The organism is Halorubrum lacusprofundi ATCC 49239 (genome assembly GCF_000022205.1).
Classification (GTDB): domain Archaea; phylum Halobacteriota; class Halobacteria; order Halobacteriales; family Haloferacaceae; genus Halorubrum; species Halorubrum lacusprofundi.
In genome coordinates, this window is sequence record NC_012029.1 from 1,895,019 (window position 1) to 1,921,206 (window position 26,188).

The 26,188-nt window shown below is 67.0% G+C and carries 25 protein-coding genes; 16 read left to right on the forward strand and 9 right to left on the reverse strand.

Annotated elements, in window-relative coordinates:
- The first annotated feature begins 35 nt into the window (after positions 1-35).
- Positions 36-1,199, forward strand: a complete 1,164-nt coding sequence (gene cofG, locus HLAC_RS09415; protein ID WP_015910597.1) for a 7,8-didemethyl-8-hydroxy-5-deazariboflavin synthase subunit CofG — start codon at positions 36-38, stop codon at positions 1,197-1,199.
- A gap of 71 nt (positions 1,200-1,270) precedes the next feature.
- Complete coding sequence (locus tag HLAC_RS09420; RefSeq protein ID WP_015910598.1) at positions 1,271-2,131, forward strand: mechanosensitive ion channel family protein; 861 nt, start codon at positions 1,271-1,273, stop codon at positions 2,129-2,131.
- Between the two features lie 79 nt (positions 2,132-2,210).
- Here the strand turns inward: HLAC_RS09420 and HLAC_RS09425 are convergent, their stop codons facing one another.
- A complete protein-coding gene (locus HLAC_RS09425) occupies positions 2,211-2,957 on the reverse strand; it encodes an SDR family oxidoreductase (RefSeq protein WP_015910599.1) in 747 nt (248 codons plus the stop codon).
- A gap of 173 nt (positions 2,958-3,130) precedes the next feature.
- Between HLAC_RS09425 and HLAC_RS09430 the strand changes: the two genes are divergently transcribed.
- The 5 genes from HLAC_RS09430 to HLAC_RS09450 all read left to right on the forward strand — a co-directional run bounded on the left by HLAC_RS09430 (position 3,131) and on the right by HLAC_RS09450 (position 8,467).
- Positions 3,131-4,630: a phytoene desaturase family protein gene (locus tag HLAC_RS09430; protein WP_015910600.1), complete on the forward strand. Its 1,500-nt coding sequence runs from the start codon at positions 3,131-3,133 to the stop codon at positions 4,628-4,630.
- Complete coding sequence (locus tag HLAC_RS09435; protein ID WP_015910601.1) at positions 4,627-5,526, forward strand: prenyltransferase; 900 nt, start codon at positions 4,627-4,629, stop codon at positions 5,524-5,526. Before HLAC_RS09430 ends, HLAC_RS09435 begins: the two co-directional genes overlap by 4 nt.
- Entirely contained in the window at positions 5,523-6,404 is an 882-nt protein-coding gene (gene cruF, locus HLAC_RS09440) for a bisanhydrobacterioruberin hydratase (protein WP_015910602.1), read from the forward strand. Before HLAC_RS09435 ends, cruF begins: the two co-directional genes overlap by 4 nt.
- A 90-nt stretch (positions 6,405-6,494) precedes the next feature.
- The gene (locus tag HLAC_RS09445; RefSeq protein ID WP_015910603.1) at positions 6,495-7,052 is read left to right on the forward strand and encodes a diadenylate cyclase; all 558 of its coding nucleotides are present in this window, start codon (positions 6,495-6,497) and stop codon (positions 7,050-7,052) included.
- Positions 7,053-7,156: 104 nt separating this feature from the next.
- A complete protein-coding gene (locus tag HLAC_RS09450; RefSeq protein ID WP_015910604.1) occupies positions 7,157-8,467 on the forward strand; it encodes a sodium:calcium antiporter in 1,311 nt (436 codons plus the stop codon).
- A 36-nt stretch (positions 8,468-8,503) separates the two neighbouring features.
- Here the strand turns inward: HLAC_RS09450 and HLAC_RS09455 are convergent, their stop codons facing one another.
- On the reverse strand, positions 8,504-10,795 hold the full coding sequence (locus HLAC_RS09455; protein WP_015910605.1) for a nitric-oxide reductase large subunit: 2,292 nt from the start codon (positions 10,793-10,795) through the stop codon (positions 8,504-8,506).
- Positions 10,796-10,976: 181 nt separating this feature from the next.
- On the opposite strand from HLAC_RS09455, the gene HLAC_RS09460 reads away from it, so the two are divergent.
- Both HLAC_RS09460 and HLAC_RS19970 read left to right on the forward strand, forming a co-directional pair.
- Positions 10,977-11,399, forward strand: a complete 423-nt coding sequence (locus HLAC_RS09460; RefSeq protein WP_049933720.1) for a MoaD/ThiS family protein — start codon at positions 10,977-10,979, stop codon at positions 11,397-11,399.
- 59 nt (positions 11,400-11,458) lie between these two features.
- On the forward strand, positions 11,459-11,551 hold the full coding sequence (locus HLAC_RS19970) for a pentapeptide repeat-containing protein (RefSeq protein ID WP_394296232.1): 93 nt from the start codon (positions 11,459-11,461) through the stop codon (positions 11,549-11,551).
- Here HLAC_RS19970 and HLAC_RS09465 read toward each other — a convergent pair.
- Positions 11,548-12,744: a multicopper oxidase domain-containing protein gene (locus HLAC_RS09465; protein ID WP_015910607.1), complete on the reverse strand. Its 1,197-nt coding sequence runs from the start codon at positions 12,742-12,744 to the stop codon at positions 11,548-11,550. The genes HLAC_RS19970 and HLAC_RS09465 overlap by 4 nt on opposite strands.
- A 163-nt stretch (positions 12,745-12,907) precedes the next feature.
- Positions 12,908-15,346, reverse strand: a complete 2,439-nt coding sequence (locus HLAC_RS09470) for an amino acid permease (protein ID WP_015910608.1) — start codon at positions 15,344-15,346, stop codon at positions 12,908-12,910.
- A 118-nt stretch (positions 15,347-15,464) separates the two neighbouring features.
- On the opposite strand from HLAC_RS09470, the gene HLAC_RS09475 reads away from it, so the two are divergent.
- Positions 15,465-16,019, forward strand: coding sequence for a metallophosphoesterase (locus tag HLAC_RS09475; protein WP_015910609.1), 555 nt, complete (start codon positions 15,465-15,467; stop codon positions 16,017-16,019).
- Between the two features lie 69 nt (positions 16,020-16,088).
- The gene (locus HLAC_RS09480; RefSeq protein WP_015910610.1) at positions 16,089-16,325 is read left to right on the forward strand and encodes a hypothetical protein; all 237 of its coding nucleotides are present in this window, start codon (positions 16,089-16,091) and stop codon (positions 16,323-16,325) included.
- A 24-nt stretch (positions 16,326-16,349) separates the two neighbouring features.
- On the opposite strand, the gene HLAC_RS09485 is transcribed toward HLAC_RS09480, so the two are convergent.
- Complete coding sequence (locus HLAC_RS09485; protein ID WP_015910611.1) at positions 16,350-17,939, reverse strand: PAS domain-containing sensor histidine kinase; 1,590 nt, start codon at positions 17,937-17,939, stop codon at positions 16,350-16,352.
- Between the two features lie 2 nt (positions 17,940-17,941).
- The gene (locus tag HLAC_RS09490) at positions 17,942-18,685 is read right to left on the reverse strand and encodes a DUF5806 family protein (protein ID WP_015910612.1); all 744 of its coding nucleotides are present in this window, start codon (positions 18,683-18,685) and stop codon (positions 17,942-17,944) included.
- A gap of 119 nt (positions 18,686-18,804) precedes the next feature.
- Between HLAC_RS09490 and HLAC_RS09495 the strand changes: the two genes are divergently transcribed.
- The 4 genes from HLAC_RS09495 to HLAC_RS09510 all read left to right on the forward strand — a co-directional run bounded on the left by HLAC_RS09495 (position 18,805) and on the right by HLAC_RS09510 (position 21,532).
- Positions 18,805-19,173 (forward strand): universal stress protein, encoded by a 369-nt coding sequence (locus HLAC_RS09495; protein WP_015910613.1) that lies wholly within the window; start codon positions 18,805-18,807, stop codon positions 19,171-19,173.
- Positions 19,170-19,760 carry a GNAT family N-acetyltransferase gene (locus HLAC_RS09500; RefSeq protein ID WP_015910614.1) on the forward strand — a complete coding sequence of 197 codons (591 nt, stop codon included), beginning with the start codon at positions 19,170-19,172 and terminating at the stop codon, positions 19,758-19,760. Before HLAC_RS09495 ends, HLAC_RS09500 begins: the two co-directional genes overlap by 4 nt.
- 114 nt (positions 19,761-19,874) lie before the next feature.
- Positions 19,875-20,498 carry an adenylate kinase gene (locus HLAC_RS09505; RefSeq protein ID WP_015910615.1) on the forward strand — a complete coding sequence of 208 codons (624 nt, stop codon included), beginning with the start codon at positions 19,875-19,877 and terminating at the stop codon, positions 20,496-20,498.
- A gap of 119 nt (positions 20,499-20,617) precedes the next feature.
- Positions 20,618-21,532 (forward strand): DUF106 domain-containing protein, encoded by a 915-nt coding sequence (locus HLAC_RS09510; RefSeq protein ID WP_015910616.1) that lies wholly within the window; start codon positions 20,618-20,620, stop codon positions 21,530-21,532.
- Between the two features lie 554 nt (positions 21,533-22,086).
- On the opposite strand, the gene HLAC_RS09515 is transcribed toward HLAC_RS09510, so the two are convergent.
- On the reverse strand, positions 22,087-23,463 hold the full coding sequence (locus tag HLAC_RS09515; RefSeq protein WP_015910617.1) for an MFS transporter: 1,377 nt from the start codon (positions 23,461-23,463) through the stop codon (positions 22,087-22,089).
- 113 nt (positions 23,464-23,576) lie between these two features.
- On the opposite strand from HLAC_RS09515, the gene HLAC_RS09520 reads away from it, so the two are divergent.
- The gene (locus HLAC_RS09520; protein WP_015910618.1) at positions 23,577-24,512 is read left to right on the forward strand and encodes an alpha/beta hydrolase; all 936 of its coding nucleotides are present in this window, start codon (positions 23,577-23,579) and stop codon (positions 24,510-24,512) included.
- A 56-nt stretch (positions 24,513-24,568) separates the two neighbouring features.
- On the opposite strand, the gene HLAC_RS09525 is transcribed toward HLAC_RS09520, so the two are convergent.
- Positions 24,569-25,219 (reverse strand): helix-turn-helix domain-containing protein, encoded by a 651-nt coding sequence (locus HLAC_RS09525; RefSeq protein ID WP_015910619.1) that lies wholly within the window; start codon positions 25,217-25,219, stop codon positions 24,569-24,571.
- 31 nt (positions 25,220-25,250) lie between these two features.
- The gene (locus HLAC_RS09530; RefSeq protein WP_015910620.1) at positions 25,251-26,183 is read right to left on the reverse strand and encodes an alpha/beta fold hydrolase; all 933 of its coding nucleotides are present in this window, start codon (positions 26,181-26,183) and stop codon (positions 25,251-25,253) included.
- Between the last annotated feature and the right edge of the window lie 5 nt (positions 26,184-26,188).

A 26,188-nucleotide genomic window follows, 5' to 3' on the forward strand; every position in this document is an offset into this window, starting at 1 on the left:
CGATCCTTTTTGAGTCGCGACCGAGAGAGACGAACGTGTTCGCAGCCGCCGAGGAGTACGGGATCGAGATCGAGCCCGACCCCGAACGGGTCGAGCGACTGCTCTCGATCACCCCCGCCGACGTCGAGCCCGCCGACCGGCTCACCTTCGCGCGGAACGTCTTCGTCCCGCTGACGACCGCCTGCCGGTACACCTGCACGTACTGCACCTACTACGACGTGCCCGGCGAGGCGTCGTTGCTGTCTCCCGAGGAGGTCCGGCAGCGGTGTCGCGTCGGGGCCGACGCCGGCTGCACGGAGGCGCTGTTCACCTTCGGCGACGAGCCCGACGACCGGTACACAGCGGTCCACGATCAGCTCGACGAGTGGGGATACGACTCGATTCTGGAGTACCTCTACCGTGCCTGCGAGATCGCGTTAGAGGAGGGACTGCTCCCGCATTCGAACCCCGGTGATCTCACGGAGGCGGCGTTTGCGGACCTCCGCGAGGTGAACGCCTCGATGGGCGTCATGCTGGAGACGACCGCCGACGTCGACGCCCACAGCGGCGGTCGCCGGAAGACCCCGGGCCAGCGGCTCAACACGATCCGCGCCGCGGGCCGGCAGGGTGTGCCCTTCACCACCGGCATCCTCCTCGGTATCGGCGAGGACTGGCGCGACCGCGCGGAGAGCCTGCTCGCGATCCGGGAGATCCACGAGCGACACGGCCACGTCCAAGAGGTGATCGTGCAGAACGTCGTCCCGAACGAGCGATCGGACTTCGAAAAGCCCGATCTGGCGACGATGCGCCGGGTCGTCGCGATGGCGCGGGCCGCGCTCCCCCCCGAAGTGTCGGTCCAAGTGCCGCCGAACCTCTCGCCCGCGGCCGACCTCGTCGACTGCGGGATCGACGACCTCGGCGGCGTCTCCCCCGTCACCGACGACTACGTCAACCCGGACTACGCGTGGCCCGACCTCGACGGCCTCCGGACGGTCGCCGACGCGGGCGGGATGCCGCTTCGCGAGCGCCTCCCGACCTACGCCCGATTCCTCCCCGACGGGCTCAGGCCCTCGGACACGGAGCCTGCCGCGCCTCCGGCCGGCCGCGACGCGTGGATCCCGCCGGCGGTCCGCGACCGGATGCGCGCGGACGACCCGCACGGGCGACGGCTCCGTGGCGTCGCGCGTGGCGACGGCCCGCTCGCGGTCCGTGGGGATTGAGTGTGAGAGAGCACGGATAAACAACTGCGCTGCCAGTAGCTTCTTTAAATACTAATCCAAATGAGAGAGTGATGCTATCACTACAGTTCGGCGGTGTCGGGTTGAGCGCGGCCCTGACGGGGATCCTGTTCTCCGTGGCGCTGTTCCTCGTCGGATTCGTCGGCGTGCTGCTGCTGGGGAAGTTCGTGTTCGTACCGGCGGTCATGCGGGTATTGGGGTCGCGCGGGTTCGACGAGGCCGTTCGCAGTCTCGGCTCGAGCGTGGCGAACGCCGTCGTGTGGGTGGCGGCGATCGCCATCGGATTCACGATGGCCGGCTACAGCGCGTTCCTCTCGGCGTTCGCCGTCTTCGGCGGCGCCATCGCGCTCGCCGTCGGCTTCGCCGCACAGGACCTGCTCGGGAACTTCGTCGCCGGGATCTTTATCCTGAAGGACAAGCCGTTCGAGGTCGGCGACTGGATCGAGTGGGACGGGAACGCGGGCCGCGTCGAGGACATCGACCTGCGGGTCTCTCGCGTCCGAACCTTCGATAACGAGCGGATCACGGTGCCGAACGGCGACCTCGCGAACAACGCGGTCACGAATCCGGTCGCCTACGAGACGCTTCGCCAGAAGTTCGTGTTCGGCATCGGCTACGAGGACGACATCGCCGAAGCCACCGACATCATCGTCGAGAAGGCCGAGGCGCACGCGGAGATCCTCGACGACCCCGCGCCCTCGGTTCGGGTGGTCGAACTGGGCGACTCCGCCGTAGGCCTGCAGTCGCGCTGGTGGATCGGCGAGCCCGGCCGGGGGGACTTCGTCCGCGTGCGCTCCGAGTACGTCACCGACGTGAAGGAGGCGTTCGACGAGGCCGGCATCGACATGCCGTACGTCCACCGGCAGCTCACCGGTAGCGTCGAAGTCATCGAGTCGGTCGCCGACGACGAGTAACGCGAGCGTTGGTCGCGTTTTACTTTTAAACCCCAGCGGTGACGGCGAGGTCACTTATAAATGACACCCGATCTCCCGCCTACCGCGTCGCCGCCTTCCACTCCCGGAGCCCGAGCCGCTCGCCGTTCAGGTCCTCGGCGGGCGCCTCGGTGGCGGCCCAGACGAACAGCGGCGCGACGCTCTCGGGGTCGCGGGCGCGCTCCTTCCCGGTGAGGTCGGTCGCGACGAGCCCGGGGTCGACGACGCCGACGGTCGCCGAGAGGTCGGCCGCGAACCCGCGCGCGACCGCCTCGGCGGCCGCCTTCGAGACGGCGTACGCGCCCATCCCCGACCGCGACTCGTGGGCGACGCCGCCCGACGGGACGACGACTCGCGCGTCGTCGGCGAGGTGCGGGACCGCCTCCGCGATCGTCGCGAAGACGCCGCGGGCGTTGGTCCGCATCGTGTCGTCGTAGTCGGCGTAGCTCGTCTCGTCGGTCGGGCTCTCGCCCGGCCCGCCGTGGAAGACGGCCGCGTTCGCGAACACCACGTCTATCGGGCCGGCCTCTCGGGCGACCTTCTCGAAGAACCGCTCCAAGTCGAATTCGTCGCGCACGTCGACGCGGGCGCCCCACGCGGTGCCGGCGTCCTCGCTCCCGCTCTCTCCTTCGCCTTCGTCTCTGCCCCCGTCCTCGTCTCCGCTCTCGTTCAGCGCCGCGACTGTCTGATCAACCGCGTCGCCGTCGCGTCCGGAGACGGCGACGAACGCCCCCTCGTCGACGAACGCCTCGGCGACCGCCCGCCCGATCCCGCTCGTTGCGCCGGTGATCGCGACCGTGGGCTCCATATGGCGATCGGTTGGGTCGTCGCCAACTTAGGCGTACCCACTCGGGGCGCTTCTCGACCGATACGTCTCGGTCGGCACTTCCCGTCTCCACCGGCGCCGTCTCCGCAATTCCCGCCAATATCTTCTCAACCGTCTGGCCGGTATTTATACCGTCGCCGACCCTACGACCGAGCATGGACGTGGCCCCGGACATCGACGCCGTGGCCGGCGAGTCCGTCGTCGTGATCGGCGGCGGATTCGGCGGCCTCTCGACCGCCTGTTACCTCGCTGACGCCGGCGCGGATGTGACCCTCTTGGAGAAGAACGAACAGCTCGGCGGGCGCGCGAGCCGGCTGGAGGCCGACGGCTTCCGGTTCGACATGGGGCCGTCGTGGTACCTCATGCCCGACGTGTTCGAACGGTTCTTCGGCCACTTCGGACGCGAACCGTCGGAGTTCTACGAACTGGAGCGACTCGATCCCCACTACCGGGTGTTCTGGAAGGACGGCGACAAGGTCGACGTGCTCCCCGACCGCGAGGCGAACAAGGCCCTCTTCGAGGAGTACGAGCCCGGTGCGGGCGAGGCGTTCGAAGCGTATCTGGAGGAGTCCGAACGCACCTACGAGATCGGGATGGAACACTTCGTGTACGAGGACCGTCCGCGGCTCCGCGACTACGTCGACAAGGACGTGCTCCGGTACTCGTGGGGGCTCTCGCTTCTCGGCAAGATGCAGGGACACGTCGAGGACTACTTCGACCACCCGAAGCTCCAGCAGCTGATGCAGTACACCCTCGTCTTCCTCGGTGGCTCCCCGACGAACACCCCCGCGCTGTACAACCTGATGAGCCACGTCGACTACAACATGGGCGTCTACTACCCCGAAGGCGGGATCGGCGCCGTCGTCGACGGCATCGTCGAACTCGGCGAGGACCTCGGCGTCGAGTTCGTCACCGACGCCGAGGTGACGGCCATCGAGGGACGCCGCGGGGGCTTCGCGCTCGACACCGCCGACGGCGAGCGCTACCTCACGGATCTGGTCGTCTCCGACGCCGACTACGCCCACACCGAACAGGAGCTGCTCCCGAAACACAAGCGCCAGTACAGCGACGAGTACTGGGAGTCGCGGACGTACGCGCCCTCCGCGTTCCTGCTGTACCTCGGCGTCGAGGGCGACGTGCCGAACCTCGAACACCACACGCTGGTGTTGCCGACGGGGTGGAACCACCACTTCGAGCAGATATTCGACGACCCAGCGTGGCCCGATGACCCCGCTTACTACCTCTGTGCGCCCTCCGAGACCGACGACACGGTCGCGCCAGAGGGACACAGCAACCTGTTCGCCTTGGTCCCCATCGCGCCCGGGCTGGAGGACACTCCCGAACTGCGCGAAGAGTACCGCGACCTCGTGTTGGACGACATCGCCGAGAACACCGACACGGAGCTGCGCGACCGGATCGTCTTCGAGGAGACGTTCTGCGTCGACGACTTCGCGGACCGGTACAACAGCTACCAGGGAAGCGCGCTCGGGCTGGCACACACCCTGCGACAGACTTCGCTGCTTCGCCCGCCCCACCGGTCCGACGCGCTCGACGGGCTCTACTTCACGGGGTCGACGACGACCCCCGGTATCGGTGTCCCGATGTGTCTCATCAGCGGACAGCTGACCGCCGAGGAGCTGTCGAAGACGGCGTGATCGGAGCCGTGAGCGACACCGTAACCGGCCCCGATCAACGCTCGATCCCCGACCTCCTCCAGTACCTGCTAGTGCTGTCGCGGCCGCGGTTCTGGCTGTATCTCGCCGGTCCCGTCGCCGTCGGCGTCACCTACGGAATTGCCGACGTGAGCGAGCTGTTCACGCCGGTCACTGTCGGGCTTGCGGCGTACTTCCTCGTGCCGGCGAACGTCTTCCTCTACGGCGTCAACGACGCCTTCGACGCCGATATCGACGAGCTGAACCCGAAGAAAGAGGGTCGCGAGGCGCGCTGGCGGGGCGACCGACTCGTCGCACTCGCGGTGGTCGTCTCCGGCGCGCTCGGGGTCGCCGTATTCGCGATCACACCGCGAGTCGCATGGCCGTACCTCGCCGGCTTCCTGCTTCTCGGTGCCGGCTACAGCGCCCCGCCAGTGCGGTTCAAGACGACGCCGTTCCTCGACTCCGTCTCGAACGGATTGTACATCTTACCGGGTGCGGCCGCGTACGCTGCCGTGTCCGGGACGCACCCACCGATCGCGGCGCTCGCGGGCGCATGGCTCTGGGCGATGGGGATGCACACCTTCTCTGCGATCCCCGACATCGAGCCGGACCGCGCCGCCGGGATCCGGACGACGGCGACGCTTCTGGGTGAGGGGCGGACCTACGCGTACTGCGTCGCCTGTTGGGTCGCCGCCGCGGTCGCGTTCGCCGCGGTCGACATCCGGCTCGGCGTGCTGCTCGGCGTGTACCCCGTCTTCGCGGCGTGGGTCGCCCGGTCGTCGATCGCAGTCGACCGCGCGTACTGGTGGTTCCCGGCGCTGAACACCGCCGTCGGCACCCTGCTGGCGATGGGGGGACTCTGGCGCGTCTACCCCGTCACGGAGGCCCTCGCGTGAGCGACCCCGCCGAATCCGCCGCAACGTCGGGACGACTCGGCGCGCTCCGCGCCCGACTTCCCGACACGCGCCGCGAGGCGGAGCGTCTGCTCGACAGAATCGTCCGCGAGAACCGGTTTACGATTGCCGTGCTGTTCCCCCTCGTCGGTGCGATCGCACTCGTCGGCAGCGCGGAGGGGTGGGTGCCCGAGCCGCTCGCGTTTAACCCGTGGTTCGTGCTGTTCGGTGTGCTGGTGATGCGGTCGCCGCTCGTCGTCGGGGTGTTGCCCGCGCTCGACCGCCGCGCGGTCGGGTGGCTCGGGGTGCTCGTCGCGTACACCTACGCGATCGAGCTGTTCGGCGTCGCCACCGGGTGGCCCTACGGCACCTTCGAGTACACCGTGAGCCTCGGGCCGATGCTCGGCGGGGTGCCGCTGGCGCTCCCCGTCTTTTTCATTCCGCTCGTGGTGAACGCCTACCTGCTCTGTCTGCTGCTTCTCGGCCCGCGGGCGTCGAACGGGTGGCTCCGGCTCGCGACCGTGATCGCCGCGGTGGTCGCGATGGATGTGGTGCTCGACCCCGGCGCCGTCGCGCTCGGCTTTTGGAGCTTCGGCGGCGGCGCCTTCTTCGGTGTTCCCCTCTCGAACTACGCCGGCTGGGTGTTGTCGGCGACGGTCGCGGTGGTCACGCTCGACCGCGCGTTCGAACTTGGGGCGCTCGGCGATCGACTGCGCGACTGCGAATTCATGCTCGACGACATGGTGAGCTTCGTGATCCTCTGGGGCGGAATCAACCTCTGGTACGGGAATCTACTCCCCGCCGCCGTCGCGGTCGCATTCGGCGTCGGGCTCGTCCGCGCCGACCGATTCGATGCGACCCTGTTCACGCAGTGGCGGTGAGGTCGACCGACTCGCGACTCCTTATATACGCCCCACCATTCCGGTACGTATGAGCGTTTGCGTCACGGACCATCGAGCGGAGGAGACCGAATGAGCGGGCTCGCGATCGAGTACGGCACCCATGATCGGGTCCGGGAGATCGTCGATCGGCTGACCTACTGCGCCGAACACGTCAGCGTCGCGTTCGACGGCTGGGACGAGCCGCACGTCAAGGGGCCGGGGCTCTACTTCGCGGTCGTCGCCGACCGCGGCTACGGCGCGTACGCCGACCCAATGGGCGACAACCGGTGGCCCCGAAAGAGCTGTACCACGGTGTTCGACGAGGACGCGTTCGTCGACGCCGTCGAGACGGTGAGCGTCAAGCGGGACGGCGGGATCGTCGTCGCGGTCGACGGCGAGATAGAGGCACAGATGGTGCGGTTCCGCGACCTTGGCACCCGGAGCGGCGAGTCCACCCTCGTCGACGACGTGAGCTACGAGCCGTGGATGGGGTCGCGGCATATGAGCGCGATCGAGACCTCAGTCCGGCCGGAGGTCGTAGCGACCGTGACGCTGAGCGAGGAGACCGGCCGGGTGAGCGTGTTCCGCAACGGCGACGCGGAGTCGATGGAGCGCAACGAGCTCGGCGGGGTGTGGCGCGTAGAGTAGCCGGTTCGGTCTCTTTCGACGTAGTCTGTCCGTGTCGGCAGAACAGCCGGGACAAGTGTTTCGCACCGGTGGAAAAATGTAGGTGTGACAACGTAGGTAGAGGAGTGAACCTTCGCCACCCGCTCGTGGCCGTCGCTCTGACGCTCGTCTTGACGGTCCCGTGGGTCGGACTGTTCATTTCGTACGGGGGATACGGAACAGTCCACCCGGGAGAGAACGTGACGCCGCTGGCGGCGGTCGTCGTGGCAGGGGTCGCGATTCTCGGAGCAGCGTTTCTGCTCGCGTGGGCGGCCGAGACCGCGGAGAAAGACGTTCCGCAGGGATTCGCCATCGCGGTTCTCGCCGTGCTTGCGGTCGCCCCGGAGTACGCGGTCGACGCGCTGTACGCGTGGCAGGCGGGCGCCGGATCGGCCGCGGCCGGAAATCTCGCGATCGCGAACATGACCGGTGCGAACCGTATCCTCATCGGGCTCGGGTGGTCTGGTATCGCGCTGTTTACGATCTATCGCGCCAAGACCACGCGTGATTCCGCAGTCGAACGCCGCCCAGGGTTCCTCACCGACGCGGTCACGCTCAACCGCGACCTCGCGACGGAGATCACGTTCCTCCTCGCCGCCACGGCGTACGCGTTTCTGATCCCGCTGCGAGGCGGGATCGGCCCGATCGACTCCATCGTGCTGGTCGGGCTGTTCGTGCTGTACATTGCCATCGTCATCCGAGGAGACGTCGAGGAGTCAGACCGACACGTCGGCGTTCCCGCCTACTTTCAAGCGTACCCGAAAGTGCCGCGGATCGCCGTCATTCTGTTCGGCTTCCTCTTCTCGGGCGCGATCATCTTCACCGCGGTTCACCCCTTCGCAGAGGGGCTCGAACAGTTGGGGCTCCAGTACGGCATCCCGGAGTTCTTCATGATCCAGTGGCTCGCGCCGCTGGCCTCGGAGAGCCCGGAGTTGATCGTCGTCGCGTACCTCGTGAACAAAGCTCGCTCGACGGCCGGGTTCAACACGCTCATCTCCTCAAAGCTCAACCAGTGGACCCTGCTCATCGGAACGCTCGCGATCGTGTACTCGATCTCGGCCGGCGCCGTCGGCACCCTCTCGTTCGACGCCAAGCAGGCCGCGGAGATCTGGATCACCGCGGCACAGAGCTTCTTCGCCATCGCGATCATCGTGAACTTCGAGATCAACGTGCGCGAGGCGGTCGTCCTGCTCGTGCTGTTCAGTTCGCAGGTCCTCACGGAGTTCTACGTCATCCGAACGTACGCTGAGCCGGCCGCGACCGAGGTGAGCATGACGGTGTTGTACGCGTACACCGCGGTCTACGCCGTCATCGGTGTCGCGCTGTTCGTCAAGCGTCGGAAGAGCGCCAGCAAACTCGTTCGGCGTGCGATTTCGACGGCGCGGACCGCGTTGTGACGGCGCCGGTGGTATTCCTTCGGAGGGCCGATCGCCTCAGTCGTCGTCGTTGAGAACTCCCTCGGCGACGGCCATGTCGTCGACGCTCGGGTCGTCAGCGGAACGCCGCAGGACGAACCGCTTGCGAATCAGGTCCGCGAAGTAGATCACGGTTCCCAAGATGAGCAGGCTGTCGCCCGGGAGCCGCGCCCAGAACAGCGTCTGGACGAGCGGCCCCTCGTAGAACGCGAGGCTGCGCGCCGCGGCGTAGCCCTCCGTGAACGCGACCTCCAGTTGGAGGAACCCGACGGGGAGCACCGAGACGAACACCATCAGTGCGAGCCCGACGTTCCAACACCAGAACGACGCTCGGAGCCACGAGCCGTCCCAGCGCTCGGGGTCGATCGACAGCTGGAGCATGTACGCCACCATCCCGAGCGCGAGGAAGCCGAACGCGCCGAACATCGCGGCGTGGGCGTGCCCCACAGTGAGGTAGGTGCCGTGCTCGTAGTAGTTGATCAGCGGGAGGTTGATGAAGAAGCCGAGCACCCCGGCGCCGACGAAGTTCCACACCCCGCTGGCGACGATGAACATGAAGGGGAGTGTGTAGGGGAACCCGCCGGATTCGGTCATCGCTCGGTACTGCCCGATCGCCTCGTAGAGGATGAAGATCAGCGGGAGCAGCTCCAGCGTCGAGAAGATGCTCCCGATCGGGACCCAGTAGTCGGGCATCCCGATCCACCAGTAGTGGTGCGAGACGCCGATGACACCGGTCCCCATCACGAGCAGGGCCTGCAGCATCACGGCCTTCTCGGCGCTGCGCCGCGACAGGAGGTTCATCGAGACGAGCGTGAGTCCGATGATCGCGACGATGAAGAACTCGAAGGCGCCCTCGACCCACATGTGGACGACCCACCACCGCCAGAATTCCGTGACGGCCATGTTCGTCGACGGCGTGAACATGAAACCGGCGACGAACAGCAAGGTGATCGAGCCGCCCGCGTAGAGGATCATGTGCGCGAGCCCGTACACCGGCTCGCGGTCGAGCAGCGGCTTGAGCCCGCGGATCGCGAGGATCGCCCAGAGCACGAAGCCGACGAGTAGGCCGCCCTGCCACACTTTCCCGACTTCGAGGTACTCTAACCCCTCGTTACCGAGGAGCCACCACAGCTGGCCATCGAAGTAGCCGTTCGCGCCGAGCCAGATGCCGCCCATCCCGCCGACGACGACGGTCACCAGCGCGCCGAGCAGGACGTTGACGTACCGCGCCTGATTCCTCGGCTCATGGCCGGTGAGAAGCGGCGGGAGGAACAGCCCGGCGCCGAGCCACGTCGACGCGATCCAGAGTATTCCGAGATCGATGTGCCACGTCTTCGCGATCGAGAAGGGGAGCACCTGCAGGATGTGGATCCCGAAGAGTTCCTCGATCCCGAAGAATCCGGCCCGTTCGATGTAGAAGTGCGCCAGTAACCCTCCCAACAGCACCTGCGCTACGAACAGCCCGGCGGCGATCGGGATGAACCGGAGCGCCGCGCGCTGGCTCGGGAAGATGCTCACGTCGCCCGGCTCCGGCACGGCGATCCCCTCCGCCGACGGCTCCGGAAGCTTCACCGACTTGTACAGGAGGATCCCCGCCCCCGCCGCGGCGACGAGCAGCACCATGGCGATCACGCTCCACGTCATCGCAGCGCCGGTGGCGTCGTTGCCGGCGGCCGGCGAGTAAGGCCACTCGTTCGTGTAGGAGTTGCCGCCGTCGGGCCGATCGGTGTGAGAGAACCACGCCGTCCACAGTGCGAAGTCGGCGAAGTCCTCGGCCTCCTCCGTCGACTCGATCATCCCGACCGGAACGCCCCGATCGCGGTCGCCCTCGTGGTAGCGCTCGACGTACGTCTCGCGCACCTGCTCGTGGGCGTACGCTTCCGCGGCGGAGTACTGGACGGTGTCGCTCCCGTCGTGCGCGCCGTCGAGGTCGTCGCGGACCGTCTGGTCGACCGCCGCGCGCTCGGAGGAGCTGAGCGAGTCGTAGCCGGCGCCGTACTCCTCCTGCGCGTAGTACTCGCGCATGTGCTCGGTCTTCAGATCGAGCGTTTCGGCGGTGTAGTCCTCGCCGTAGTACGCGCCGTTACCGAGTATCGACCCGTGGTTCATCAGCCCGTACTGCTGGAACGCCGCCTTCCCGTCTTGCACCGTCTCCCCGGTGGCGATCGTCTCGCCGTCGGGACCGACGACCTCCTCGGGAATCGGCGGCGCCTCCTGGTACGCGAACCACGCCCCGGCGCCCATTACGACCAGATTCAACAGGAACGCCGCGACGATGACCTTCGCGATCGTCTTGCGTGTGAGTTCCATCGGGTGGTCGTACCCTCCACACGGACTATCAGTTTGGCGGCAACATGTTCGGACGGCGTTCCCAGCAACTGACAGCGCAAGTCACCGTCGCGGGCGCTACGGCCCGATGTCGACGGTGCGAACCGACGGCACGAACATGTTCGTACGGTGGCTTACCGGGAAACACCGCATACGAATGGGTATGCCAACGACCCGCGAGGCGACGACGTCAGAGTCCGCGAGCGCGTCCGAAACGACGACCGAAACCACCGTCACGGTGCGTTGCACCGGTCACGTCCGGACGGAGCTCGGGAAGTACGAGTTCGAGTACACGTTCGAGGGAGACACCCTCAGGGAGTTCCTCGACGAGCTGTTCGTAGAGTACCCGGAGCTCCAGGAGATGCTGATCGCGGAAAGCGAGGAAGAGTCGACCCACAGCGGCTGGGCGCCGACGCCGGAGGAGCTACCGGGGACGTGGACGAAGAACCCGGTCGGCGAGCAGACGATCGCGTACGCCCGGATCCTCGTGAACGGTCACTTCAACGAGAACGAGAAGGGGTTCGACACCGAGCTGGAGGAGGGCGACCGGGTCGCGCTGGTGTACCCGTTCATGTTCTGCTGTTAGCCGGGGGTGTCGGGGAGTTCGGCTCCGCTGCCGCCGTCGCTCGTTCACCGGAGGCCGACCTGCGAGAGGCCGACCTGCGAGAGACCGACCTGCGAGAGACCGACCTGCGAGAGACCGACCTGCAAGAGACCGACCTGCGAGAGACCGACTAGGCTTCGTAGCCCGCCATCTCCATCACGGAGGCGAACTGCTCTGAGTCCATCGCGCTCTCGTACACCATCCCGCCGATCATGCCGCCGGGGTAGCTGTCGCCGTTCATCGCGTGGTTCACCTTGTGACAGTGGAGCGCGTAGACACCCGGGTCGGCGTCGGCGGTGAACTCGATCGTCTTCCGCTCGGCGGGTGCGATGGGGATCACGTCCTCACGGTGCCTGGCGGCCTCGGGGATGACGCCGCCATCCTTCTCGACCACGGTGAAGCCGTGGTTGTGGTTGTGCATCGCGTGTGACTCGTAGCCGGCGTTGACGAAGTGGATCCGCACCTGATCGCCCTCCTCGACGATCAAGGGGGAGCCCTGTTCGGGGTGGAATGTGTACGGCGCGGAACGACCGTTCACGGTGAAGGCGTCGGGGTTGCGGTCGCGGTGGCTGAAGTCCACGTCGCCGCCAGCCGTCGAGGCGGACAGGCGAGTGTCCCAGTCTTTGATCGTCATGAACGCCTCCTTGTCGGGGGCTTCGTACCCCTCCGGGTCGACGCGAAGGATCCCGTACATCCCCATATCGAGATGGTTCTGCGTCTGGTAGTGGCAGTGGTAAAAGTGGGTGCCCGGCTGGTTCGCGTCAATCTCGTAGGTATACTCCTCGCCGGGCGCGACCTGCTGGCCCGTCGTCGTCGGGACGCCGTCGTCCATCCAGTCCTTGCTGAGCCCGTGGACGTGGAAGGTGTGCGGGCGGTTGTGCGCCGAGTTGTCGTAGGTGATCTCCAGTTGGGTTCCCTCGGTTACCCGGAGCAACGGGCCGGGGACGCTCGGATCCGTGTCCGGCGTCTGCCACGCCCAGACCTCGGGGAGCTCCCACGGACCGCCCTGCGTGTCCTCGCCGAGCAGCTGGTGGCGACACGGGGTCGTGGACACCGTGATCTGCCCGTCCCGCTCGTCGAGGTCGATCGTCGTTCGCGGGGACGTGTACGGGTGATCCGTCTCCACGCCCGTAGAGTCGCTTCCTGACCACTCCTCGACCTGCTGTTGGACCGTCTCGTCGGTGACCGCGTTCTCCGCGCCCTCCCCGGCATCCGCTCGCGGAGCGCCACACCCCGCGAGCCCGACGGTGCCGAGTGCGGCGGCCGCCGAGAGGAAGCCGCGTCTGGAAGCGATGCGTCGCCCGGTGTCGTCGCCGTCTCTCGTCATACCCGAACATGGACGGGACTGACATATAAGCGAGGTAGCGGATACACAAACCCTGAGAACGCCGTCGATTGACGTGAGATTTATATATCCGAAAGGCATTGCGAACGCCTCACATTCCCGCGGTCCAGATCGACGAGGCGTGTGTCTCAGGGGCGATCGGTAACTACTCTTGCGTCTCCGACTGTCCGGCTTGGGTCGGGCTGCGCCGAATCCCCCAGAGGTACCGGTAGATCGGGTACACGTACTCCTCGATCGGGCCCTGTACCCCGCGCGGACTCGAGTATACGAGCACCGGAACTCCGCTTCCCTGCGCGAGTTTGATCACGTTGTCGGGAGTGCTCCCGAAGACGCGGCGTCGGAGGCGGCGGGTCCGGGTAGCTCCGATGATGAGGATACCGCCGTTTTCGCGGGCCCGATCGACCAGCCCGTCGGCGATCGTCTGAGCGGTAGTGTTGTGGATCTGGACCGACGACGCGTTCGGGAGCCCGGAGACCGTCGCCTCCGTGTTCTCGGGGCGGCCCTCGCCGCCTTCCGGGGTGATGTTGATCACGTGGATCTCCGCGTCTCGCTCGCCCATCCGGTCGATGAGCGAGAGCAGGTCCATGTGGTGGGGTCCGCCGCCGGCCCCGATGTTGACCACGTCAAGGGCGTCCGGATCCAGCACGCCGCTCGCGAACAGCACGCCGCACGGGGCCTTGTACTCGACGTGTTCAGCGATCTCGGTGTGCTCCTCGGGGTAGCCCATCAACACGAGGTTCGACTCCTTATCCCGGGCCGTCTGGACGATGTCGAACCCGACGTCCCGACAGGTGTGTCCTTCGACCGCGTACGACACGTCGAGGTCCTCGGCCGCCAGCAGCTCCTGAATGCGCGTGATCCGGCCGCGGGTGATCTCCTCGACCGCCTCGTACGGCGTCTGTTCGGGGATCTGAGTGACCGTCAACACGTCGACGAACGGCTCGCCCTCCTGATACTCGGCCATCGCAGCCGCCAGCCGCGCGTACCGGACGGCCCGATCCGGCCGCGCAACCGGAACGAGAATACGGAACGAATCCTCGCCCGGCGTCTCGGCGGTGCCGCCGGACGCGTCGGCAGTGACGTCGGTCTCCGCGACGTCGGCTACGGTGGTGTCGGCCTCCGCGACCGCTCTTTCTGCCTCAACCTGGCTGGCCGACGTGGTGGACGGTACGACCTCCTCGTACAGCTCGTCCATGTCCGGTTTGCCGCCCCAGATCAAGTACGCCGCGAGCATCCCGACGATGAGGCAGACACCGACGACGACGCCCTTGACCGGGAGGTTGGTGATGAGCGCGACGTTCGCGATCACCCCGATGATCGGGACCAGCGGGACGCCCGGCACCCGGAACCCGCGCTCGATGTCCGGGTACCGGCGCCGGGAGTAGATGAGCGCGATGTTCACCACGGAGAGCGGCAACAGCAGGTTCAGCGTCGCGAATCCGGTGAGCGTCGTCAGCCCCAGATTCGTGAAGGTGATCGGCCCGAGCGCCGGCAGCGCCACCGTGAGATCGAACGGGATCACGCCGCCTTCCGCCGGGAAGAGTCCGATGAACACGACGATGAGGGCGACGATCACCCCCGTCGCGGAGGCCACGCTCCAGAACGGGGTGCCGTACTGCCGGTGGATCCGCGAGAACGGCCGCGGCGCCTGCCCCTGCCGGCCCATCAGCGACCCGATCCCGCTGGCCGCGAGGATGCTCGCGTTCGAGGCGCTCACCATGCTGAATATCGCGCCGGCGACGATAAGCGATCGTCCCGCGGGGCCGAGGAAGCCGGCGGCGACGCGACCCATAGCGGTCTCGCCCTCCTCGGCGATGACTTCGGCCGGGACCGGTGAGTTCACCATCGACACGATGACGAACGCGTAGAGGATCGTCACCGTGAGGATGCTCGCGGCGATCGCGAGCGGCACCGTCCGGCGGGGCTCGATGATCTCTCCGGCGCTCGCGGCGATCGCGGAGAAGCCGAAGAAGGTGATGAACGCCAGCGCGGCGATCGAGACGATCCCGACCGGGTCGCCGGTAAAGCCGGCGGCGAAATTACCGGCGGCGACGGCCGGTCCACGGAACGCGACGGCGCCGCCGATGAACGCCAGGAGGACGGCCACCTTCGCGCCCGTCACGAACAGCTGGAAGGTCCCGCTCTCCTCGGTCCCTCTGGCGTTGAGGACCCCGAGCAGCAGGGCCGCGAGCACGCCGGAGCTCCCGTGAGGGAGGACGTGGAGCGACTCCGGGAGGATGAACCGGACGACCCACTCGTCCATCGTCGCGAGGTAGAAGGCGGTCGTTCCGGTGTACCCCAAGAACAGCATCGCGCCGACGACGTACACCAGCGTGTCGTGCTCGAAAGTGCGCGAGGAGAACAGATAGCCGCCGCCGTTCTCGGAGTAGATCGACGCGAACTCGGAGTACGACGCCGCGGTCAGGCTCGCAACGATCGCCGCGAGGACGAAGGCGATCACGGCGCTGCTCCCGATCTCGGCGACCGCCGTGCCCGACAGCGAGAAGATCCCCGCCGCGATCATCGTCCCCAACCCGATCGCGAAGGCGATTTTGAAGTCGAGCGTCCGGGTGTGCTCTACCATTGTAACCCGATCCGAAATGAGACCACCAAAAACTGTTGGTCGGTTACCTGTTGCCGGGGATTTCTGTTGAATCCGAACGTGCGCGAGATTTATTGGTCTCCCCTGCGACCCCGAGGCCATGCGCATCGGTATCGTCTCCGACACCCACGACGACCTCGCCGCCGTCGAGGCGGCCGTCACGCTGTTCGAACGCGAGGGCGTCGACGCCGTCGTCCACTGCGGCGACTTCGTCGCGCCCTTCTCCGTGACCCCGTTCGACGTCGGGGGCGATTCCGACGCCGGCTTCGACTTCTACGCCGCCCGCGGCAACAACGACGGAGAGTGGGCGGTCCAGTCGACCGTCGAGTCGTTCGGCACGTACCTCGGCGAGGCGGGGACGCTCTCGTTCGGGGACGAGGAGAACGCCGTCGACATCGCCGTCACCCACGGCACGAGCGCGGTCGTCGTCGACGCCCTCGTCGACTGCGGCGACTACGACTACGTGTTCCACGGTCACACCCACGCGCACGACGCCGAGGAGCGCGACGGGACGGTGCGGGTGAATCCCGGCGGACTCCCCATCCCCGTCGACGGCGCGGACGACGCCTTCCGCGTCGCGGTCCTCGACATTGGAGCGGACGCCGGCGGGGCGAGCGGGGCCAACGCGGTGATGCACCACGTCCTCGACGCCTGACCGCTCTCGCGGCGGTGGGCGTTGATCCCGCATCCCGAGTGTTATCGCCGTCCGTGGGTCCGTACGCGCATGCGACACGTCCATGGATCCCTCCTCACGATCGACTTGACGGACCGGACGGCGTCGACGACCCCCATCGACGACTGGCTCGATCTGGGCGCTCGGATCGTCGAGTTAGAGCGTGTGTTCAACAACGCCCGCGGCTTCGATCGGTGCGACCTCGGTGGCGACGAAGGCGGCAGCAGCGGAGGGGACGGAAACGGTGCCGGCGGTTCGAGAAGCGAAAATGCGTCCGCAGACGACTAATCGCGGCAGAAGGGAGCCGACGCCTCAGTTGTCCGTGTTGGAGTCGGAGTCGCCGAGATCGGGACTCTCTGCGCCCACTTCCGAGTCGGCGTCGACGGTCTCGACTCCGCGGAACTCGAACCGCGCACCGCCCCCCTCGGCGTCGACGAGGGCGACGGTCCACCCGTGCGCGTCGGCCACCTCGGCGACGATCTTGAGGCCGAACCCCGTCCCCTCCGGGTCGGTCGAGACGCCGGCGTTGAACACCCCGTCGCGGCGGTCCCCGGAGATTCCGGGGCCATCGTCTTCGACGTAGAAGCCGTCACCGTCGGCGAGGGAGCCGACCTTGACGTGGACCGATTCGCCGGCGTGAGCGACCGCGTTGGCGAACAGGTTCTCCAGAGCCTGCCGCAGCCGACTCCGGTCGGCGCGGAGCCGGAGGTCGTCGCCGACAACGAGGTCGGCGGCAGCGGTGTCGACGCTGTCCCAGCACTCCTCCGCCAGCGTGGCGAGCGACACCGCTTCGGTCTCGTCGATGGCGGACCCCTGTCGCGCGAGGGTGAGCATATCCTCCACGAGCGCCTCCATCCGATCGAGCGAGCGGGCGACAGTGTCGATCTCGGCTAAGTCCTCGTGCTGTTCTCGAAAACGCTCGCGGATCAGGTCGAGGTTCCCCGTCGCGACGTTGAGCGGGCTCCGGAGGTCATGGGAGACGAGGCTGGCAAACTCTTCCAGCCGATCGCGCTCGCGGGCGATCTCTTGTTCCCGGACCCGGAGCTGGCGCTCCCGCTCGATCCGAACGAACACCATCGTAACGGTGGCGGCCCAGAGGCGCGCGACGGCGAGGTCGGACTCGTCGAACGCGTCCGGATCCGTGTCTCCGACGTTGATGAGTCCGTATCGGCCAAGCGGGAGGATCAGCTCGCTGCGGATCGTCGAATCCGGGTTGTGCCGCTCCGTGTCGGCGTGCGTGTCTGACACGTACACCGGATCGCCGGACTCGAACGCCTCCCACGAGATGCTCGATGCGTCGGGGCCGAACGTCGGGTGGTCGCCGACCAGATCGTCGGCCGCGTCGGTCCAGACGATCGGATCGAGGATGTCACGATCCTCGTCGTACAGCCAAATCGCCGCGATCGGGTGGCCGAGCACCTCTTCGACGTACTCGACCGCTGCCTCCGCGGCGAACTCCCGGTCGGTCGTCTTCAGCAGATCCTGTGTCGCCTCGTGGAGCGCCTCCAGCGTCCGCGTCCGGCGGTGGAGCTCGGCCTGCTCTGCGCGCTCCTCCCTGACATCGACGATCGTTGCGACCAGGTACGTCTCGCCGTCGTGTTCGAACGGGCCGAGGCTGAGCGTCACGGGCACTTCGGTCCCGTCCGCGCGTCGTGCGCACAGGTCCAGGCTCGCCGCCATCGAGCGGGGTTCGGGGTCGACGACGTAGCGGTGGAGCTCCTCGCCGGCCGCATCTCCGTGGGGATCGTACAGCAGCGTCTCGAAATGGGTCCCCTCCACCTCCATGGGCGTGTATCCGAGGATCTCCTCGACCCGCTCGTTGCCGGCCCGGACGACGCCGTCGCTGTCAACGATCACGACCGCGTCTGGAATGCCGTCGAGGGCCTCCGGGAATCGTTCCATCGCTACTCCTCGGCCGGCTCGTGGACGTGCCCGCACTCGGGACACCGGACTTCCTCGCCTCGAAGGTCCGCGGAGGAGGCGCGCACCTCGCGCATCACCTCGCTGATCCGATCTTCCGCTTCGAGCTCGTCGGCGACCGCGAGATCGACCCCCTCGACCTCCAAGAGGAACTTCGCGACCTCCGTCACCTCGTACATCATCTCGTCTAAGTCCTCGGCGGTGAAGAAGCCGGACATCGCCCCGTAGAGGAACGTCGCGCCCGCCTTCGTCACCTTCTCCTCGAAGGAGTACCGCGCCTGATTGACCGCCTGCGGCGTGTACGTGTCGGTCATAAACGGGACCAGCTCAGGGAGGTTCTCGCCGATCTTCGTCATCTCGACGCCCGTTTCGGTGCGGAAGTCAGCACAGAGCCGCGCGATCGCCCACTCCCGGGCCGTGATGTACGTCCGGTCGCGGAGGAACTCGTTGACGCGCTCGTAGCGGGCGCCGTCCATCTTCTTGAACCGCTCGTACTTGCGGACCTCGGGCGGGACCTGTTCGGCGTTCCCGTCGCCGTTGCTCGCGGCGTCCCCGGTATCGCCGTCGCTCACAGCGCTCTCGTCGCCGTCGAGGGCACCGCTCTCGTCGGCGCCCGACCGGGACTCGTTGGCCGGCTCCGACGGCTCCGACGGCTCCGCCGTAGTGTCTGTAGTCCCGTCGGCGGCGTCCGATCCCTTGTCCGACGCGGGATCGGTTGATTCGTTCATGTTGTGGGTAACCTAACCGCTGAATAAAAGGGTTGTCGGTGGGCGTCGAGACCGGGGAGGGCCGGAATCAGTCCAATATCGGAGATCCATTTTTGTACCGGGGTGCGGACGTGAGACGTATGAAGGTGCTTTGCGGAATCGGCGGCAGCGACGACTCGTTTCGCGCGCTTGACCGGACCGTCGAGCGGGCGGCGGTCGCGAACGACGACCTCACCGTCGCGGTGGTCGACAACGAGGATTCGTCGGTCGCTCCGGATGACGTGATGGAACGCGCTCAGGAGGCGGTCGATGACGCCGGGATCGATGCCGATGTCAGGCGGGTCGGGGGTGACCCCGGAAGCCGGCTCGTGGAGATCGCCGAGACAGAGGGATTTGAGGAGATCGTTCTCGGTGGAGGTCACACGAGCCCGATGGGGAAGATCACGATTGGGTCGATCGCCGAGTTTGTCCTGTTGAACGCCAAGACCTCCGTCACGCTGGTCAGATGAGCGACCGAGGATACCCCGAGGCGGTGGCCAACGAGTTCTCCACTCCCCCCACAGCGTTCACGGACCGAGAAGGACGCACCATCGAGGTCCGTCCCTACGAGAACACCGACGAGGGGTACGAGGCGCTCGTCGAGATGTACGACGCCTTCGATCCCGCCGACCGGGCACAGGGGATCCCGCCGGGCGGCGAAAAGCGCATCCGCGAGTGGCTGGACGCGATCCTCGGCGACGACTGCCTCAACGTGATCGCGTGGTGCGGCGACGAGATCGCCGGCCATGCGACGCTGGTGCCCGACGACGAGGCCTACGAGCTGGCGATCTTCGTCCATCAGGAGTACCAGCGCGCCGGTATCGGCACACACCTGATCCGCGGGCTGCTCGGCTACGGGCAGGCAGAGGGCATTCAGAAGGTGTGGCTCACCGTCGAGCGCTGGAACCGTGCGGCCGTCTCGCTGTACAAGAAGATCGGTTTCGAGACCTCCAACGCCGAGAGCTTCGAACTGGAGATGGGGCTCCGGCTGAACCCGGACGGGGACGGAGACGGAAACGCAGGTGGAGACGGAGACGAGGACGAGGACGACCAGTAGCGTCGGTGGAGATCACCTGCAGCGCCACAGAGGGTGGTCTGGGTCGTTCCGGAGAACCGTGTAGTGTTGGCCGGGATCTTCAAGCCTTTACGTGCGGCGGGCGAGCGCTCCGGTATGAGTCATCGAATCCTTCTGCTGGGGGCGCCGGGCGCCGGAAAGGGAACGCAGAGCGCGAAGCTCGCCGACGAGTACGACGTCGAGCACGTCACCACGGGCGACGCGCTCCGCGCGAACAAGGACATGGAGACCGAGTACGGGACGCCCCGATCGTTCATGGAGGCGGGGGAGCTCGTCCCGGACCCGGTCGTCAACGAGATCGTCAAGGCCGCGCTGGCGGACGCCGACGGGTTCGTGCTCGACGGCTACCCGCGCAACCTCGACCAGGCGGAGTACCTCTCGGAGATCACGGATCTCGACGCCGTGATCTTCCTCGACGTCGACGAGGAAGTGCTCGTCGACCGACTCACCGGTCGCCGTGTCTGCGACGACTGCGGCGCGAACTTTCACGTCGACTTCCAGCCGCCCGAGGAGGCGGGCGTCTGTGACGAGTGCGGCGGCGAGCTGATCCAGCGCGACGACGACACCGAGGAGACCGCCCGCGAGCGACTCGAAGTGTTCTACGAGAACACCGAACCCGTGATCGATCACTTCCGTGACGAGGGCGACCTCGTCGAGGTCGACGGCGAGGCGACGCCCGACGAGGTCTTCGAGCGCATCCGGGACGTTCTCGACGAGTAACGGTCGGGCTGTCGATCGGTCTCGCGGCGACCGCCGGACTGTCGATCAGTATTGCGGCGACCGCCGCGTCGCCAGCGATCCTGCAAGGTTCTTAACCGTCGACCGACAACCGAGCGGTAATGAGCAAGGTCGAACGGAGAGTCCGCTCGCTGGTCCGCGAGGACGGCGAGATGCGAGACGCCGTCGAGGTCATCCTCGACAGCGCCACTGACGGCGAGGTCCAGTGGATCGACGTCCGCGACGAGATCACGAGCGGCCAGTGGGGCCGGCTCATCGAAAAGGAGATCCTCGTCGACGGCGACACCGGCTTCGCGCTGGCGGACCGCGACGCCATCGCGGCGGGACTAGAGGACGACGATGACGGCGATCTGACCAGCAGCGACGTCGACACCCCCGAGACGACCACGTGGTCCAAATGGGACAAGATCGCCGGCATCGCGACGCTGGGTGCCTTCGTCGGGTACGCGGTCAACCCGGTGCGCAACGCGATTGCGGGCGCCTTCGACCTCGTGTTGGGGCCGCTCCTCAACGTCGTTCCCTTCTACGTCGTGGTCATGGTGATCGCGCTTGCGACGGGGCTGTACTCGACGCTGCTGCGCGCGGGCCTCATGGATATGGACAAGATGAGCGCGTACCAAGACCGGATGAAGGACATCCAGGACCGCCGTAAAGATGCCAAGGAGCGCGACGATCAGGAGGCACTCGACGCCATTCAAGAGGAGCAGATGGAGGCGATGGGCGACCAGCTCGGAATGTTCAAAGAGCAGTTCCGCCCGATGGTGTGGATCATGTTCCTCACGATCCCGGCGTTCCTCTGGATGTTCTGGGTAATCGGCTACCGCGGCTCCACCGCCGCGTACCCCGACGTCGCCGCTCAGGAACTTATCGTTCCGCTCGCCGGTACCGTCACGTGGGACACGGGAATCGTCGGCCCGATCCAGATGTGGATCGTCTGGTACTTCCTGTGTTCGATGGCGTTCACCCAGCTCGTCCAGAAGAGCCTCAACATCGAGATGTCGCCGTCGTCGTCGTAGCTCGCTCGCTTCGACGTTTTTCGGCTGCGCCGTCCTATTCTTCCGTGCCAACGGCTCTGTTAAATCCTCACCGAGAGAGATATTCTGAGTCCGGAGTAGTCAGTACAGACACAGCGGCGATCGATAGCGGGAGCGGGTGAATCAGATCGGTTGTTCGGTTGTTTATAAGTGAGAAGCGGTGTCGCTGTCGGCTGTTTATAAGCGATCGACATCCTCCGCGGCAGAGACCTCCAAAGTCCCAGTCGCCGACGGCGAAGCCGCCGGCTGCCCCTTTAAGCCCCACCCAGCCGCACCGCAACCACAGCCCCTCACCTCCCCAGCCTCGCGGTTCGCGCTCTCCGAGCGCTCACCGCGTCCAGCGAGAATCGAAGATTCTCTGGCAGCCGGCGCGTAGTGCCGGCGACCTCGCACGCGCTCCTTGTGGCCTGTCGGCCACTCGGAGGCGCGCGCCACCGCCCGTTTTTATAGCGACCGTCGCCGCTATTCACGTGCATTTAAATATTGTATCGCTACCGACGAACTGCAACACCTACTCCCGTAGCCGATCAAGATTCTCACCGACCCCGGGCGTACGCCTCGAACTCCTCGCCGAAGACGAGGAAGTAGCCGGTCCCGGCGACGCCGATCACGGCGGCGACGGTGAAGGCGACCTCCGGACTGACGAAGTCCCAGAGGTAGCCGCCGATCGCGGCGCTCGGGATGACGATCGTGTTTCGCAGCAGGTAGTAGGTCCCGGTGACCCGGCCGCCGGCGCCCTGTTCGGCGGGACCGACGATGAGCGCCTTATGCGAAGGGAGGCCGGCGAACCGGAGCCCGGAGAACGCGAAGACGAGGACCAGCGCCCACTGGATCGAGACGAACGGCGAGAGGAGGTCGGGACCGAAGACGAGGACGAGAGGGAACACGCCGTACACGAAAAAGCCGAGCGCGACGATCGGCTTGAGCCCGACCCGCTCGGCCAGCTTCGCCGCGGGGACCATCGTGATCAGCGCGACGACCATCTCGACGCCCAGCAGGTAGCCGAAAAAGGCCTGCGGCGAGAGGTCCACGGCGTAGGAAATCCCGCCGACCGCGACCGTCCTCTCTAGTCCCACCGAGAAGATCCGCGTGACGACGAGCACGAAGAAGACGTACACCATCCCGTTCGCGAAGCGGACGAGAGTGTCGCCGATCAGCAGCGGCCGGAGCGGGTCGGGCATCTCGCGGAGGTCCGTCCGGATCCGGGAGACGCCCTCGAACCGCCCGCCACCGACGGCGTCCCCGCTCGCGTCGTACAGGACGTGTTGCACGAGCGTCCCGACGACGCCGAAGACGACCGCCACCGCGAGCACGTACCGAAAGCTCACGGTGAACGCCGGATGGAGGTCGATGAGAATCGCCGCGAGGACGGGACCGATCAGGAGCGCGGTGCGTCGGAACGTCTCCGTGCTCGCGAACCCGGCCGCCAGCCGGGACGGGTCCGTCGCCTGCTTGACCACGGCGAAGGTCGCGCCGAGGCCGAACGACTTCCACGCCTGCGCGAGCACGAGCCCGACGAAGATCCAGATCCACGGTTCGATCGTCACGCCCGCGACCGTGACCGCCCCGACGTTCGGGGCGATCAGCCAGACGACGAAGCCGACGGTCGAAACGAGTCCGAAGGCCGTCAGCGCGTACCGCGACCCGATGCGGTCGGATATCGCGCCGCCCGGATACGGGTACACCGCGGAGATGACGTTGCCGAAGGTCCCGAACAACCCGACGACGAACCCGGACGCCCCGAGCGCCACCATGTACTCCGGGAGGAACCGGCTCGTCATCTGGAACCCGAGGCTGAACGCGAACATCGACAGCGAGACCACCAGCACGTCACGCTCTAAGGCGAAGAACTGACGGAACGTCTCTAGCGGGCCCGTTTCCTCCGGGTCGGCGATCGCTTGGTCCTTGCTCATCGTGAGGGGATCGACGCCGCGACCTTCGTGTCCGTGTGTTCCTCACGCCGGCAAATAAGTTCTCACCCGATCGCCGCCCCAAGGTTTACTCTCGGCTCGTCACAGGTACGAGCATGCACGCCGACGAGATCGATCCGCAGGCGAAGGCGGCGATCGAGCGCCAAGAGCGGTTCCCGCTGCCGCACAGCCCGTGGGGGCTGAAGCTCGCGCGGCTGCTCACGGGGCCGGCGATGTGGATTCAGAACCGCAACCCGCCCGCAGTCGGGAAGACCGTGGACGGGGCGGTCCCCGGGCCAGCGGGAGACCTCGATGTCCGGCTGTATCTACCGGACGACGACGGCCCGTTTCCCACGGTCGTGTTTTTCCACGGCGGCGGGTTCGTGCTGGGGAGCATCGAGACCCACGACTGGCTCTGCCGCCATCTCACGCGGGACAGCGGCTGTGCCGTCCTCTCGGTCGACTACCGGCTCGCGCCCGAACATCCCTTCCCCGCGGCAGTCGCGGACGCATACGCGGCGGTGGAGTGGGCGGCCGCCAACCCGGACACGATCGACGGGACCGGGAGAGTCGCGGTCGCCGGCGACTCAGCGGGCGGCGCGCTCGCCGCCGTCGCCGCGCTCATGGCTGCCGAGCGCGACGGCCCCGAGATCGCGTATCAGGCGCTGTTGTACCCCGGCGTCGGCGTCGAGGCCGATCAGCCATCTATCGAGGAGCACGCCGGTATCGTCCTCGACGAGGCGGACTTGGAGTGGTTCACGGAGTGTTACTACGACCACGAGATCCACGAGCGTAACCCGTACGCCGACCCGACGAACGCGGGCGACGTGTCCGGCGTCGCTCCCGCCACGGTCGTCACCGCCGGGTTCGACCCGCTGCGCGACGGCGGGAGAGCGTACGCCGAACAGCTGGTTCGAGACGGGGTGGCCACGCGCTACGAGAACTACGCGGACCAGGTGCACGGGTTCATGACGCTCCGCGACGTGGATCGGGCGACGGAGGCCATCGCTGACGTGGCCGACGATCTCGCCGACGCGCTCCGGGCGGATTGATGGGACAGTAACGGAGACGGCCGACCGTCTCCGGGGCGAGTGTACTTCGATTCTATTTATAAACCGCCGGCCGCGACGAACTCGCGGATCACCGCTGCCTCGGCCTTCCGCACCAGTTCGCCGGCCGTGCTCGTCGAGCAGTCGAGGGCCGCGGCGACGTCTTCGACGGCCCCGTCGCGGGGTATCTCGTAATACCCCGCCGCGACTGCCGCCTCCAACGCGTCTCGCTGCCGATCGGTGAGCCGCGACGGCGACGCCGTCCGCTCGAACTCGTGGACCTGCTCGATGGCAACGTCGCCGAGGTCGGTGAGCGCCTCGTGGAACGCGCCGAGCGCCGCCGCTTCTCCGACCGCCTCGAACCGCACGTCGCCCGTGTCCAGAAAGACGACCGGCGGGAGAAAGACCACGTGTGCGGCCGCGATCGCGTCAAGCACCGCCGGCGCGAACTCGTAGCCGTCCTGTCGGAGGAACGCGTACGTCCCGTCCCCGTCTTCGACGAGTTCCTTCTCCACGAGCGAGTCGACGACCCGAACGACCGACGCCGTCGCGTCTGCGTCCGCGTCACACCAGAACAGCGTCGTCGCGTCCGCAGTGGGACTCCACGTCAACAGCTCGGCACGGGTCACCGGCCCGGGCTCGATGACCCGACGGTGAAGCGGATGCACGAGCCGCTCCGGGTACGCCGCCGCGAACTGGACGCGTTTCATTCTCTCGCCGCGGATTTCGGGCGTCGACGATTTAAATGCCGGTTTCGGTCGCCGTCTTCCGTCGCGCAGGTGACGAGGAGTCGTTCAGAATCTCGGGGACGGAGCGAAGCAGCGTCTGGAGATGGTCTGCACCGTCGAGCACCGCTAGCCGGGCGGTCGGTAGCTCCGCCTCGAACCGTCGAACGGCAGCGATCGGGACGTTCGCGTCGTCGCCGCCGTGCCAGAACCGAACCGCCGCGTCGATCGCTTCGAAGTCGACGTTCCAATCGGCCGCGATCTGTCGGAACTCGGTGACTGCGCCGCTGCGGTTGCGGGCAAGCGCTTCGAGGAAGTCCGCCCGGACGATCTCCGCCGCGTGGTCGGACACGGCGTCGGTCGGATCGCCGGTAGTGTACTGGGCGACGACGAACGAGGGGTCGCGGCGCTGTGCCACCCACCGCTGGGCGCGGAACAGCGCGGCGAGCACCGAGGGCGCCGTCGATCCGATCCAGTTCAACACTCGCTGTGTCGTGGGACGCTCGCGAGCGTACTCCGGCGGGGTCGCGCCGGCGACCACGTCCAGTCGATCGATCCGACTCGGCAGCGCCGCCGCGGCCGCGAACGCGTACGGGGCGCCGCCCGAGAACGCGACGAGACGCGCAGTGTCGATCCCGGCGTGGTCGAGTACGGTGCGGACGACTCGCCCGCCGTCCCGTATCGATCGGTCGGACCAGGGGTCGGATCGACCGTATCCGGGACGGTCCGGTGCGAGTATACGGACATCAGTGTCCCGCGCCGTCGACTCGAACAGCTCCGCGAGCCGGCGCGAACCCGGCGTCCCGTGGAGAAACACCATCGGAGAGCCGTTTTCCGCCCCGTACTCCGCGTACGCGAGCCGTCGGTCGCCCGTTTCCTCGACCGTCGCGAACTGTACGTCGTCTCTCGTCGACGGTCGGTCCGGCGCGGGAGCGGTCTGTGTCATCATTGTGT